This is a genomic window from Streptomyces sp. O3, assembly GCF_054788135.1.
In genome coordinates this window covers 36,951-50,284 of sequence record NZ_JBTVYK010000052.1, presented here as the reverse complement: position 1 = coordinate 50,284, position 13,334 = coordinate 36,951, and the positions used below count along the sequence as shown (strand labels likewise).

10 protein-coding genes are annotated in these 13,334 nt (G+C 73.3%); 1 reads left to right on the top strand and 9 read right to left on the bottom strand.

Annotated elements, in window-relative coordinates; genetic code table 11:
* From ACX6XY_RS23740 to ACX6XY_RS23710, 7 genes are all read right to left on the bottom strand, one after another.
* The coding region (locus ACX6XY_RS23740) for an adenosylhomocysteinase (protein WP_460334323.1) at window positions 1–815 on the bottom strand (815 nt) is incomplete at its 3' end.
* A 314-nt stretch (window positions 816–1,129) separates the two neighbouring features.
* The gene (locus tag ACX6XY_RS23735) at window positions 1,130–2,107 is read right to left on the bottom strand and encodes a cation diffusion facilitator family transporter (RefSeq protein ID WP_460334320.1); all 978 of its coding nucleotides are present in this window, start codon (window positions 2,105–2,107) and stop codon (window positions 1,130–1,132) included.
* 119 nt (window positions 2,108–2,226) lie between these two features.
* Window positions 2,227–3,378, bottom strand: coding sequence for a mannose-6-phosphate isomerase, class I (manA, locus tag ACX6XY_RS23730; RefSeq protein WP_460334317.1), 1,152 nt, complete (start codon window positions 3,376–3,378; stop codon window positions 2,227–2,229).
* 111 nt (window positions 3,379–3,489) lie between these two features.
* Window positions 3,490–4,641 carry an SIS domain-containing protein gene (locus tag ACX6XY_RS23725; protein WP_460334314.1) on the bottom strand — a complete coding sequence of 384 codons (1,152 nt, stop codon included), beginning with the start codon at window positions 4,639–4,641 and terminating at the stop codon, window positions 3,490–3,492.
* Between the two features lie 54 nt (window positions 4,642–4,695).
* Window positions 4,696–4,866 carry a Trm112 family protein gene (locus ACX6XY_RS23720; RefSeq protein ID WP_411060541.1) on the bottom strand — a complete coding sequence of 57 codons (171 nt, stop codon included), beginning with the start codon at window positions 4,864–4,866 and terminating at the stop codon, window positions 4,696–4,698.
* A gap of 444 nt (window positions 4,867–5,310) precedes the next feature.
* Window positions 5,311–6,678, bottom strand: a complete 1,368-nt coding sequence (locus ACX6XY_RS23715) for a phosphomannomutase/phosphoglucomutase (RefSeq protein ID WP_460334310.1) — start codon at window positions 6,676–6,678, stop codon at window positions 5,311–5,313.
* Window positions 6,679–6,779: 101 nt separating this feature from the next.
* Window positions 6,780–7,205, bottom strand: a complete 426-nt coding sequence (locus ACX6XY_RS23710; protein ID WP_460334307.1) for a DUF3499 domain-containing protein — start codon at window positions 7,203–7,205, stop codon at window positions 6,780–6,782.
* A 264-nt stretch (window positions 7,206–7,469) separates the two neighbouring features.
* Between ACX6XY_RS23710 and ACX6XY_RS23705 the strand changes: the two genes are divergently transcribed.
* Window positions 7,470–7,925 (top strand): metallopeptidase family protein, encoded by a 456-nt coding sequence (locus tag ACX6XY_RS23705; RefSeq protein ID WP_460334304.1) that lies wholly within the window; start codon window positions 7,470–7,472, stop codon window positions 7,923–7,925.
* Between the two features lie 70 nt (window positions 7,926–7,995).
* On the opposite strand, the gene ACX6XY_RS23700 is transcribed toward ACX6XY_RS23705, so the two are convergent.
* Both ACX6XY_RS23700 and ACX6XY_RS23695 read right to left on the bottom strand, forming a co-directional pair.
* A complete protein-coding gene (locus tag ACX6XY_RS23700) occupies window positions 7,996–9,600 on the bottom strand; it encodes a DUF5719 family protein (RefSeq protein WP_460334301.1) in 1,605 nt (534 codons plus the stop codon).
* Entirely contained in the window at window positions 9,597–13,253 is a 3,657-nt protein-coding gene (locus ACX6XY_RS23695; RefSeq protein ID WP_460334298.1) for a glycosyltransferase family 2 protein, read from the bottom strand. The genes ACX6XY_RS23700 and ACX6XY_RS23695 overlap by 4 nt, the downstream gene beginning before the upstream one ends.
* Between the last annotated feature and the right edge of the window lie 81 nt (window positions 13,254–13,334).

Genomic DNA, 13,334 nt, shown 5'->3' with positions numbered 1-13,334 from the left:
CCGCAGACCACGGCGGTCTTGCCGCCGATCAGCACGTCCGTGGCCCGGTTGATGCCGTCCACCAGCGAGTGACGGCAGCCGTACTTGTTGTCGAACTTCGACTTCGTCACCGCGTCGTTCACATTGATCGCCGGGAACAGCAACTGCCCGTCCCGGTGCATCTCATACAGACGGTGCACACCCGTCGTCGTCTCCTCCGTCACCCCGCGGATCTCCGACGCCAGCTTGGTCCACGTCTGCGAGCCGTCGCTGATGGTGTCGTTGAGGAGCTGCAGGATGACGCGGTGCTCGTCGGACTCGGCGGTGTCCACGGACGGGACCTTGCCCGCCTTCTCGTACTCGACGCCCTTGTGGACCAGGAGCGTGGCGTCGCCGCCGTCGTCCAGGATCATGTTCGGGCCGCCGGTGGGCGCGTCCGGCCAGGTCAGAGCCTGCTGAGTGCACCACCAGTACTCCTCCAGCGTCTCGCCCTTCCAGGCGAAGACCGGGATGCCCTGGGGGTTGTCCGGGGTGCCGTTCGGGCCGACCGCGATGGCGGCGGCCGCGTGGTCCTGCGTGGAGAAGATGTTGCAGGACGCCCAGCGGACCTCCGCGCCCAGCGCCGCCAGCGTCTCGATCAGGACGGCCGTCTGCACGGTCATGTGCAGCGAACCCGTGATCCGGGCCCCGGCCAGCGGCTGGGCCTCGGCGTACTCGCGGCGGATCGCCATCAGGCCGGGCATCTCATGCTCGGCCAGCGTGATCTCCTTACGGCCGAACGCGGCAAGGGAAAGGTCGGCGACCTTGAAGTCCTGTCGGTTGTCGACAGTGGTCATTCGAGCTGCTCCTCGTGGTGGGTCGAGGTCGGGCATGGCTGATCAGCGGTGGCGGGCATACGAATGCCCGGGCACTCGGAACAGTCCGTCGGAGGCCCTCTCTCCCTCGGACAGCCCGCATGACGGGCGGCCCGACCGCCATCAGCAGCGACGTCTGGCTCTGGTCACGAATCTACACCGATCGGCCCAGTCGGGCCCAGTCCCCCTCTGGCCGGGCCCTCGCTGAGCCGAACACGCCCGAACGGCCCCAAACGGGGTGTTCTGGGCTTCTTGTCGAGGCGCGCGCGGAGCAGGGTCGAGGCGCGCGGGGCGGGTCAGTGGCCGGTGTCCGGCACCGGACCGCCTGGTGACGCGGCCGGGTCGGGGCCCTCCGCGGCTGCCGCCGCGCTGTAGACGTCCGGCTCCAGGTAGATCACGCGGGCGATCGGGACGGCCGCCCGGATGCGCTCCTCGGCGGCGTCGATCGCGGCGGCCACTTCGGCGGCCGTGTCGTCGTGCCGTACCGCGATCTTGGCGGCGACCAGCAGCTCCTCCGGACCCAGGTGGAGTGTGCGCATGTGGATGACACGGGTGACGGTGTCGCCGTCCACGGCCGCGGCCTCGATCTTCGCGACCTCGGCGCTGCCCGCGGCCTCGCCGAGCAGCAGCGACTTGGTCTCGGCCGCCAGGACGACCGCGATCACGATGAGCAGAACGCCGATGCACAGCGTCCCGATGCCGTCCCAGACGCCGTTGCCGGTGGCCAGGGCCATGCCGACGCCGCCGAGCGCCAGGATCAGGCCGACGAGCGCGCCCAGGTCTTCGAGCAGGACGACCGGCAGTTCGGGGGCCTTGGCGTGGCGGACGAAGTCCTTCCAGGACTTCTTGCCTCGGATGGCGTTCGACTCCTTGATGGCCATGCGGAAGGAGAAGGACTCGGCGATGATCGCGAACACCAGGACGCCCACCGGCCAGTACCAGTGCTCCAGTTCGTGCGGGTGCTTGATCTTCTCGTAGCCCTCGTAGAGGGCGAACATGCCGCCGACCGAGAAGAGCACGATCGAGACCAGGAAGGCGTAGACGTAGCGCTCGCGGCCGTATCCGAAGGGGTGCTGCGGGGTCGCCTCGCGCTTCGCCTTCTTGCCGCCGAGCAGCAGCAGGCCCTGGTTGCCGGAGTCGGCGACCGAGTGCACGCTCTCGGCCAGCATCGAGGACGAGCCGCTGAAGAGGAAGGCCACGAACTTCGCTACCGCGATCGCGAGGTTGGCGACGAGTGCCGCCACGATCGCCTTGGTTCCGCCTGACGCGCTCATCTGTGCCGGATGTCCTTTCGTACGCCACTCGCGTCGCGTACGGCGTGTACGCGGCGCGGCCTGCCTCGCCCGTACCAGGCGCGGCGGGTCATTGTCGCAGCACGAGCGGCGACGGCGCGTCAGACGGCCACGGTGGCGCGGAAGACGGTGCCGTTGCCGGACAGCTCGGTCCGTTCACCGGCCGGGACGAACACCGACTGGCCTGGGCTGAGTGCGCACGCGCCCGCGCGTACCGCGCCCTGGGTGCAGAGCAGGATCTGCGGCGTACGGGCGGTCAGGTCGCGCGGCGCGGAGCCTTCGGCCAGCACCATGCGGGAGAGCCGGAACTCGTCGATGGGGGTGTCATAGACCTCTTCGCCGTCCGCGTCGGCCTCCGGGCGCAGCACGGCCGGGTCGGTGGGCTCGAAGCGGACGACGCGCAGGAGTTCGGGAATGTCGACGTGCTTGGGAGTGAGGCCGCAGCGCAGGACGTTGTCCGAGTTGGCCATGATCTCGACGCCGAGGCCGCTCAGGTAGGCGTGCGGCACACCCGCGCCGAGGTAGAGCGCCTCGCCGGGCTGTAGTCGGACGGGGTTGAGCAGCATGGCGGCGATGACGCCGGGGTCGCCGGGGAAGTGGTGGGCGAGTGCGGCGAAGGGGGCGTACGCTCCGCCGATGCGCCCGGCAGCGGCGGCGGCCTCGGTGACGGTGGCGGCCATGTCGTCGTGGTCCGCGCTCAGTACGGCCGTGAGCATCTCGCGCAGGGCGGCGTCTTCGGGGTGGGCGTGCAGCAGATCGACGTACGGCTTGAGGGAGTCGACGTCGAGTCCTTCGAGCAGCCGTGCCGCGTCGGCGGGCGGGCGGAAGCCGCAGAAGCCTTCGAAGGGGGTGAGCGCGCAGATCAGCTCGGGCTTGTGGTTGGCGTCCTTGTAGTTGCGGTGTGGGGCGTCGAGCGGGATGCCGCTGCGCTCCTCGTCCTCGTATCCCTCTTGCGCCTGGGCGAGGTCGGGGTGGACCTGGAGGGAGAGCGGGGCGTCGGCCGCGAGGATCTTGAACAGGAAGGGCAGGCGCGGGCCGAAGGCGGCGACGGCGTCCGGGCCGAGTTCCCGCTCGGGGTCGGCCGCGATCACCTCGTTCAGGGGACCGCGCTCGGTGCGGGACGGCGCGCCGGGGTGTGCGCCCATCCACAGCTCGGCCTGCGGGGCACCGGTCGGTTCGACGCCGAGCAGCTCGGGGATGGCGGTGGTCGAACCCCAGGCGTAGGGACGGACGGTGTTGGCTAGGCGATCCATGAGGGCTCTTTCAGGTCATGCGTACGCTTTCACCGTCGCGGCTGCCGTGACGAGCGGCTGTACGGGCACGGGCGCGTGGGTGACACGCGTACGAGGGACGGGCGGCTCGGGTCATGATCGGCCCATGGAAGCGAGCGCGAGGTAAACGGCGGCGAAATCTGTGACGGCGATCATCTCCGCGAGGGTCTCGAGTTCGCTGCCGTCCTCGGGTTCGAGCTCGCTGATCGCGGTGTCGTGGCCCAGGGCCAGTTCGCGGGCGGCGGGTGCGGCGCTGAGGCCGCCCGCGGGGCGGTCGCGCAGCAGGACGGCGCGGGCGCGCAGGGCCTGTTTCTCCTGGTCCTCGACGCGGTCGCGGAAGAAGTCCTCGGGGTCGGCGCCGGCCGCGAGCGAGCCGACCAGCAGGGCGCCGTGCGCGGGCAGTGCCTCGGGGAGTTCAGCGGCGAGGGCGGGGCGGCCGGCGAGCTCGGCGAGCAGGGCGGCGAAGCGGCGTCCGGTGGGGCCCGCGGCGGGGCCCTCGGTCCAGATCAGCGGGAGGGCCTCGTCGAGCTCGGCGGCGAGGGTCTTGGCCGGGTTGCTGTAGGTGGCGACGGCCGGTCCGCAACGCTCGGCCGTGCGGTCCAGGCGCTCGGCGACCTTCTCCAGGGTGTCCGGGTCCGCGGTGACCAGTCCGGTCCTGCCGAGGAGCATCAACAGGGGGGTGAGCAGGGCCCACAGGGCGTCGAGGCCGCCTCCGGACGCCTCGTCGTACTCGTCCTGCGCCTCCTCGTAGGGGGCGGTGGCCATCGGGACCGTCAGGCCGTGGCTGCCGCTGACCGCCTCGGCCAGGGGTGAGCGTGCCGGGGCTACGGCGGCGACGGTGCAGCCGCGTCGGTAAGCCTGGTCGGCGAGCAGTTCGAGGCCGGGTTCGGTGCCGTCCGGGGTGGCGATCAGCAGCAGGTCGACAGGCCCTGCCCAGCCGGGCAGGGCCCAGCGCAGGGCGCCGGCCGCGGGGGCGACTCCGGTGGGGTGCAGCCGGGTGACCTGGCATCCCGCGCCGACGAGTGTGCCGAGCAGGTCCGCCACGCCGGTGGCCGTAGTGCCGGGTCCGGCGAGGAGTACGGCGCGGGGGCGGCCGTCCGGTCTGAGCTCGGTGATCCCTGCCTCGGTCGCGTGCCGGACAGCGGTGCGCACCCGGGCGCCGGCCTCAGCGGCGCCGCGCAGGAGCCCGCGGCGGTCGGAGCGGGCGAGCGCGTCGGGGGCGTCGAGCAGCGAGTCGTCGAGCACGGGGGAATTCTCCGATCGCCGTATCGGGTGTGCCGGTGGGGTGCCGGGGTGCCGTTATGCGGGGCGGCGGGCCTCGTCGACGAGGAGTACGGGGATGCCGTCCTTGACCGGGTAGGCGAGCCCGCAGTCCTGGCCGGTGCAGACCAGCTCGCTGTCCGCCTCCTTGAGGGGGGCGTGGCAGGCCGGGCAGGCGAGGATCTCCAGAAGGCCGGCTTCGAGCGGCATGGGGGTGGGTCCTTTCGGGTGGCGAATCCGTGCGGGTGGGGGCGGATTCATGCGACGGATACAGCGAAATGCGGCCTGGTCAGCGTACCGCCGCGCGGGCCTCGGCGCTGGGGCACGGCACGGGCGGCGGAGTCCGCGAGCCGGGACGGATCGCGGGCCGTCGAATCGCGGGCCGCCGGCCCGCGAGGGCCTGGGGGCGGCGTGCCCGGCCGCGCCGTGCGGCGGCGGGGCACGGGGGCGGCGGACGGGCACGGGCAGGGGGCACGGGTAGGGGGAACGGGGGCCTGGGCGGGCGACCGGGGCCGCTGGCGGGCAGGCGGAGCTGTCCGGCGGATCAGGCCGGCCCGCCAGGCGGTGTGCTCGCCGCTGGTGAGCGGTGGTCTGGTGCGCGCGGATGCACGTGCCGTACCACCGCGTCCCAGGCCTGATCCGCCGGACAGGGACCTACGCGCGGACGAGGGTGAGGACCTTGTCGCGGACCTCGGCCATCGTGGCCGCGTCGCGGGCCTCGACGTTCAGGCGGAGGAGCGGCTCGGTGTTGGAGGGGCGGAGGTTGAACCACCAGTCGGCGCCCGCGACGGTGAGGCCGTCGAGCTCGTCGAGCGTGACGTCGGGCTCGTTCTCGTACGCGGCCTTCACCGCGGCCGTGCGGCCCCGCTGGTCGGCGACCGTGGAGTTGATCTCGCCGGAGCCCGCGTACCGGTCGTACTGGGCTACCAGCTCGGACAGCGGGCCGCTCTGGCCGCCGAGTGCCGCCAGGACGTGCAGGGCCGCCAGCATGCCCGTGTCCGCGTTCCAGAAGTCCTTGAAGTAGTAGTGCGCGGAGTGCTCGCCGCCGAAGATCGCGCCCGACTTCGCCATCTCCTCCTTGATGAAGGAGTGGCCCACTCGGGTGCGCACCGGGGTGCCGCCGTGCTCCTTGACGACCTCCGGGACGGACCAGGACGTGATCAGGTTGTGGATCACGGTGCCCGTGCCGCCGTTCTTGGCCAGCTCGCGGGCGGCGACCAGCGCGGTGATCGCGGACGGCGAGACGCCCTCGCCGCGCTCGTCGACGACGAAGCAGCGGTCCGCGTCCCCGTCGAAGGCGATGCCGAGGTCGGCGCCCTCGGCGCGGACGCGCTTTTGCAGGTCGACGATGTTGGCCGGGTCCAGGGGGTTGGCCTCGTGGTTGGGGAAGGTGCCGTCCAGCTCGAAGTACATCGGGACGAGCTCGAGCGGCAGCCCGGAGAACACGGTCGGGACGGTGTGGCCGCCCATGCCGTTGCCCGCGTCCACGACGACCTTCAGCGGGCGGCTCGCGGTGAGGTCGACCAGGGACCTCAGGTGCGCCGAGTAGTCCTGGAGCGTGTCCCGCTCGGTCCTGCCGCCCTCGGGGCGCTGGCTCGGCGGTACGCCGTCCGCGAGCCAGCGCTCGACCAGTGCGCGGATCTCGGCGAGGCCGGTGTCCTGGCCCACGGGCGCGGCGCCGGCCCGGCACATCTTGATGCCGTTGTACCGCGCGGGGTTGTGCGAGGCGGTGAACATCGCGCCGGGCAGGTCCAGCGCCCCCGACGCGTAGTACAGCTGGTCCGTCGAGCAGAGGCCGATCAGCGTCGCGTCCGCGCCGCGGGACGCCGCTCCCTTGGCGAAGTCCGACGCGAGGCCGGGCGACGAGGGGCGCATGTCGTGTCCCACCACGACCGCGTCCGCGCCGGTGACCTCGACGAAGGCCGCGCCGAAGAGTTCGGCGAGCCGGTCGTCCAGCTGATCCGGGTACACCCCTCGCACGTCGTACGCCTTCACGATCTGCGACAAATCAGCCACGGCCAACCCTCTCCCCTAGGTACCTGTCTGGTCGGTAGTCCTGTGTGGTCGGTCAAAACTACCTGCCCGGACTGACAGCCGTTCCGCGCGCCGTGCCGGAACCGGGCTCAGGCGTCGGGAGAGCGCAGGACGCGCAGGTGGCCGCGGCGTGCGACCTCCATCGGGTCCGCGGCCCGTGGACCGTCCCCGCCGGCCTCCGCGGCGCGCTCCTGGGGTCTGGCCGCCTCGCGCACGGCGTTGGCCAGCGCCTCCAGGTCATCGCCGCTGGGCCGGGCCGTTCCGGCGCCGTCGGTGAGGCGGACGACCTCCCAGCCGCGCGGCGCGGTCAGGCGCTCGGAGTGCTCGGCGCACAGGTCGTAGCAGTGGGGCTCGGCGTAGGTCGCGAGCGGGCCGAGTACCGCGGTCGAGTCGGCGTAGACGTACGTCAGCGTCGCGACGGCGGGACGGCCGCAAGCGGTGCGCGAACAGCGACGTACAGGGCTCACGATGTTGGACGGTACCGCACTCTTGAGCGGGCCGCGACGACTCTCCACCAGGTCACCCCACCGTGTCGTCGTCCGCACCGCCCCGCAGGGGTGACCAAAGCCGTGGGTCTGACCTGCGCAGACCTCAGGAGACACAGAGGTCACTGATACCGAATCCGGTCACTACTCGACATAAATGCCGTCATTCGCCATGAGGTCGGCGGTCCTGGACCCATCGACAACCGGGCTCAAGCTTGGCTGGAACGGTCAGGAAGCGACAGGCCCTGTGCCATCAGGAGAACCGGTTGTGCGGAGTACTACGCTTCCTCAGTGATGGACAAGCCCGTACCGCCCCGCTCCGCCGACCCCGCGCCCCGCCGCCGTGACCGCCACGGCAGGGGCATGCGCGGCCCCGTGGCGCCCCCTCAGGTACCGCTGTCGGCGAGCCGGTCCGAGGTGTTCATGGATCTGGTGCAGGACTCCGTGGAGCGCATCGAGCGGCACGTTCCGCAGCTCGCCGACATCGAGTTCCTGGTGCTCGACGTGCCGCGGCTGGACCGTCCGTCCGACGCGATCGGCGACTGGGGTGAATCGGTGCCGCTGGGCGGCACGATCGCCGCACGCGAGGGCAAGCCCGCGCGCGTGGTCGTCTACCGGCGGCCCGTGGAGATACGCACCAAGAACCGCGAGGAGCGCGCGATCCTCGTCCACGAGGTCGTCGTGGAACAGGTCGCCGAACTGCTCGGCCTGTCCCCCGAGACGATCGACCCGCGGTACGGCGAGGACTGAGCCGCGGGCGAGGACTGAGCGGCGCCGGCGGGCGGTCGGTCCGCGCGCACCCGTCAGGCCGTCAGTGCCGTCAGTTCTGCAGCACAGAGAGGTCTTGCCGCGCCTCGGGGACCGCGACCGTGCCCCGGTCGTCCTGCAATGTCTGCACCGTGAACATCGGCACGCCGTCTTCCGGCAGTTCGAGGACGCGGGACGCGTGGACCGTGCCGGACAGCCGCTCGACCGTCAGCGCGTAGGTCCCCTTGAGGCCGTCCGGAACGAGCGGCTCGATCTCACGGGTCGTGCCGCCCTTGACCTCATACGTCTTGGTCACCGGCGAGCCGCCCGCGCTGCCCGCCGACGCGGTGACCCGCACCTTCGCCGTCTTGTCCGGGGCGACCAGGGACAGGGTCGAGCCCTTGGCGCGGTTGTCGGCCGCCGTCGCCCGGTCTCCCACCGGATCCGCGGCCGGGATGAACGCCACCTCACGCTCGTCGCCCTCGCCTCGGGTGACGCGCAGTGCCGCCACGACCGGCGACTCCTGGCTGGCGGGGGTGAGCAGGAGCGAACCGGGCTCGCCCTTGGTGACGTCGCCGAGGTCGACGGCGGCCGTCATGCCCCGCTTGATGTGCAGGGTCTCGTTGCCCGCCGGGGTGATCTCGCCGTTGGGGCCCGCCAGGGAGACCTTCAGGTCGGCGTCGGCGTCGCCGGGCGCGAAGGCCACCAGGCGTACCTCGGTCGCGTCCTTGGGGATGCCGGGCAGGACGAGGGCGGCGGCGGGTCCGGACGACGCGGGCAGCCAGTCGGAGCCCCGCTTGGCGTCCAGCGCTCGTACGGAGGTGCCGACGCGGCCGGAGCGCGCGGTGACGTGGACGGTCAGATCCGCCACGGCGCTGCCCTCGCCGCCCTCGCCGCCCTCGCCGTCTTCGGCGGCCTCGACTGCCTCGGCGGCCTCGACTGCCTCGGCGGCCTCGGCGGCCTCGGTGTCGGCGGCGACCGCCGTCTCCGTCAGCGTGGACAGCAGGACCGAGACGCTGGACCGGGGCGGCACCTGGACGCCCTCCCCGAGCTCGGATTCGACGGCGCCTTCGGACCCGTACAACTCGATGTCGACGACGGCCATGGTGTCGTCGGGGTTGGTCAAGTGGACATAGTCGCTGCGTTCCTTGGCGGTGCTCGCGCCCGGGAACCAGAACTCGGTGTCGGGCGTTGAGCAGGTGACGCCCAGCAGTCCGCGGCCGCCGCCCGCCTCGATCCGCGTGGTCTGCTGGACCGTCCAGCCGGGGGCGAGCGCACCCTCGGCCGTACCGATGAGCGCGGGGGCCTCGGCGCCGGAGGTCTCACCGGTCACGGGCTTTCCGGGCGTCTTCGGCGCGAGGACGGACTCGCCGCTGTCCTTGCCGTCGGTCGTCTTGCCGTCGTCCGCCCCTGACTCCTGGGCCGCGCCCCGGAGTTCGGCCGAGCTCGGGCCCTGGGGCACTCCGGAGGTCTTGGGCGTATAGGAGGTGTATGCCGTTTCCGCGAGTTCCGACTTACTCGGCGCCGGACAGAGCAGGTTCGAGCGCTCCACGGGTCGCCGAGCCGCCGCCTTTCCTCCGCCGTCCTCGGTGGAGTCGGGCGCGGTGAACGCGGCGAAACCGGTGACGGCGGCGAGCGCGACGCCCGCCGCGATCAGCGAGAGAGTGGTGCGGTTCACTGCTGGCTCCCGTCGGGGCGCTCACGATAGGGGTCGTTGGTCTGCGGCTCGTACGGCTGACCGCCGTAGGCGTACGGGTCGTACTGCCCGCCCTCATAGGGGTCGGCTCGGTACGGGTCCGCCTGGTACGGGTCCGCCTGGTACGGCTGGCCGTACGAGTGGTCGTACGAGCCTGGCGGGTCCTGCGCGCCGTCGCCCCGCTGCTGGGGGTACCCCGTGGGATCGGCACCCGCGTACGCGTCCGCGTCCCACTGGTCGTACGACTGCTGCGAGGGCACCGTGGCCGCCGCCTGCCCTGGCGGCGCGGGCGGCTCCTGCGGCAGCGGCGCGGCCCCCTGCTCACTCTGCGCCCGCAGCCTGCGGGCCCGGCGTCCCTCTCCGGCCACCGGCTGGGCCGGTACCGCGGCCTCGACGTCCGGCAGGTCGTCGTCGACCGTGCGGCGGCGGCCGGGCAGTGCCAGCACGACCAGGACGACGGCGAGTGCGCCCTGCGCCCACAGCCAGCCGGTGTGCGCACCGGGCGCCTCGAAGGTCACCTCCAGCCGCCCTCCGGAAGAAGGGAGTTCAAAGCCCTGGGCCCAGCCGTCCAGCGTGGTCGCGGTCAGCGGCCTGCCGTCCAGCGTCGCCGTCCAGCCGTCCGCCGCCGAGTCGGCGAGCCGGAGCACCCGGCCGTCCTGGCCCGCCTCGATCGTGGTGTGGATCTCCACGGGTCCGGCCGGTACCTGCTGCGGCGCACCGGACTTGGGCACGATGACGGCCCGCGCCACCTCCCGGTCGACGCGCCACAGCGCGCCGCCGCCCTGCTGGCTGAGCCGGGTGAGGCCGGGGGTGCTGTCCAGGACCCGGCTCATCGCGCGCGGCGCTCCGTCGCGTACGAGGACATAGCGCACGGCGAACGGGGCGAGTTGGTCGGCCTGGTCGGCGCCGGAGCCCGCGACGAGGTGGGCGACCGTCTTGTCGAGCCGGGGATTGGCGCCGCCCGCCGAGGTCAGCTCGGCGTCCCCGAGCCGGGCGCCGGAGCCGCGCACCAGGGTGTACGAGACGTCGGATGCCGTGTCGGCGTCGATGACCAGGGTGCGGGCCTGGTCCTGGTTGGCCGCCTCGACCGCGACGAACGCCGGAACCTGCACCGGGTCGCGGCGTTCCAGCGGCCCGTCGGCGCCGCGGATCATCCAGGCCGCAGCGGCGAGCAGCGGTCCGGCCACGGCGGTCAGCGCGATCAGCGCCGCCACCGGCTGCCGCCAGCCGAAGTTCCGTTCGGCCACCCGGAAGCGGGCCCCGTCGGCGCCGAGTACGGCGGCGGTGAGCAGCGCGAGGCCGTAGACGAGGGTGGCGGGCCCGGCCCAGCCGGAGTCGTCGGCGGGCACGGCGACGGCGAGCGCGGTCAGGGCGGCGATCCAGGCGCCGCGGATGGCCCGTTGCCGCTCTTGGCGCAGCAGGGCGGCGAGCGCCGCGGCTACGACGCCGAGCAGCAGCGGTCCGCTCAGGGTGCCGGGGCCGCCGGGGCTGGCTCCGAGCAGGTCGAGCGGTGCGGCCGCGCCCGTGTCGTACTCCAGGCCCATGGCGCGGAAGAAGCCGAACGGCAGGAGCGAGAGCGACCAGGGGGCCAGGAGCAGCAGCGGGACGCCGATCGCGGCCAGGACCCGCGGCCCGTAGCCGACGAGGTCGTGGCGGCGCAGGACGAGCAGCGCGACGCCCAGGACCAGCGCGATCGGCCAGACGCTCGGCGTGCAGGCCGTCACGACGGTGAGCAGCAGCGCGTACGTCCAGGTGGCGCGCCAGCTGCCGCGCGCGCCCGCGCCCGCCGCGCGCGTCGCGCCGGACGTGCCGGACGCGCCGGCGGAGCCGGAAGAAGTGCCGAGTCCGGCCGCGGAGACCGCGGCACGCGCGATCAGCGGCAGCAGAATCGCCAGCACGGCGGTGCCGATCCTGCCGCTCGCGAGTGCCCCGGTGACGGCTGGCAGGAGGGCGTACGCGACGGACGCCCAGGCCCTCAGCAGCCGCGAGGGGACCAGCGGCCGGGAGGCGAAGTACGCCGTGGCCCCGGCCAGCGGTACGGAGCCGACGAGCAGCACGGTGACCGCGAGCCCGGTGGAGCCGAAGAGAAGGGTGGCCAGCGCGGCGACGAGGGCGAGATAGGGCGGGGCCGACTCGGTGTTGCCGGTGCCGACCGCGTGCCAGCCGTCCAGGTAGCGCGCCCATAGCTCGCCTGGATCGGCGGGTGCGGGCAGCAGCGCCCCGCCGGCCAGCGCGCCGCCGCCGAGCAGGGAGCGGCAGGCGACGAGCGAGACCAGCAGCAGTACGGCGAACAGCACAGGTCCGGGCTTGCGCGCGAGCCGCTTGGCGCGCGCGAACTGCTCAAGCTCCAGGTAGTCGGCGTCGTCGTCGCCGGGGCCCGACTCGACGGCGCCGTGCCGCCCGGCCGAGGCGCTCTCGGTGTCCGCCCGGCCACCCAGGCTGGCGGCGGCCTGTTCGGCGGCGGCCCGGACGGTGGCGCCAGGCGGAGGGAAGAGCGGGCGCAGCTCGGACGCCTCGACGGCGGCCGTGCCGCGGCGGCGCCGGGCGGCGGCGATCCGGCCGGGCCGCAGCAGCGTGCCGAGGAGTCCGGTGATCTCGTCGAGCGCCTGGCCCGGCGCCTTGCCGACCAGATAGCCGAGGGTGCGCAGCACGGTGCCGAGGGTCAGCCGGAGCAGCACCCAGGGGAGTGCCGCCACGCGCGCGTTGGCCAGCAGGGTGTAGACGGCGCCCGCCTTGTCGACGCGGTGCGGGTTGGCCGGTGTACGGCCCACGCAGTCGACGGTGCGGCGCTCGCGGGCGGCCGCCTCGGCGTGTCGCAGTACGGCGTCCGGCGCGATGAGCACCTGGTGTCCGGCGGCGTGCGCGCGCCAGCACAGGTCGACGTCGTCGCGCATCAGGGGCAGCCCGCGGTCGAAGCCGCCCAGCCGCTCGTAGACGTCGCGGCGGATCAGCATGCCCGCGGTCGAGACGGACAGGACGGGGCGCGGCTGGTCGTGCTGGCCCTGGTCCTGTTCGCGGCGGTCGACGCCGGTCCAGCGGCGGCCGCTGTGAGCGATCGAGACACCGACCTCAAGGAGCTGGCGGCGGTCGTACCAGCCGCGCAGCTTGGGTCCGACGACGGCGACGTCGCGGCCCGCTTCGTGCTCCGCCTCGACGCGGCGGAGCAGTTCGGCGAGCGCGTCGGGTTCGGGCGCGCAGTCGTCGTGCAGCAGCCAGAGCCATTGCACGGGCTCGCCGTATGGGAGTTCCGGCAGGTCGTACGCCTCGTCGTGCCAGGTTCTGCTGACCGGGTCCCAGCCGCTGGGCCGCTTCAGATAGGGCAGCTCGTCGGGGGTGAGGACCGCTGCCGTACGGACCGCCTCGTCCACGGCGGCGCCGAATCCGGTGCGCCGGGCGAGGTGCAGCACGCGCTCAGCGCCGAGCGCCTCGGTGACGAGCGCGGCGGAGTCGTCGGCGCTGCCGGTGTCGGCGGCGACGGCGTTCTGCACGGGGCGTTCCTGGCCGAGCAGGCCGGTCAGCGCGTCGGGCAGCCAGCGGGCGCCGTCGTGCGAGACGAGTACGGCCGTGACGACGTGCCGGGGGAACTCGGGCGCGGCGGCGCCGTGCGGGGCCGCCGGGTAGCTGTGCGCGGACATCGAGGTACGGGCCCCGGTTCGGTGGGTTGCGGTGGACTCCGGTGTCCTGCGGGACGCTGGGGACACAGGGGTCTCGGACGG

Bases quoted from the DNA above. Each gene is read 5' to 3' on its own strand.
- ACX6XY_RS23735 (WP_460334320.1), bottom strand. From the start codon at position 2,107: ATGAGCGCGTCAGGCGGAACCAAGGCGATCGTGGCGGCACTCGTCGCC.
- manA (WP_460334317.1), bottom strand. From the start codon at position 3,378: ATGGATCGCCTAGCCAACACCGTCCGTCCCTACGCCTGGGGTTCGACC.
- ACX6XY_RS23720 (WP_411060541.1), bottom strand. From the start codon at position 4,866: ATGCCGCTCGAAGCCGGCCTTCTGGAGATCCTCGCCTGCCCGGCCTGC.
- ACX6XY_RS23705 (WP_460334304.1), top strand. From the start codon at position 7,470: ATGGACAAGCCCGTACCGCCCCGCTCCGCCGACCCCGCGCCCCGCCGC.
- ACX6XY_RS23695 (WP_460334298.1), bottom strand. From the start codon at position 13,253: ATGTCCGCGCACAGCTACCCGGCGGCCCCGCACGGCGCCGCCGCGCCC.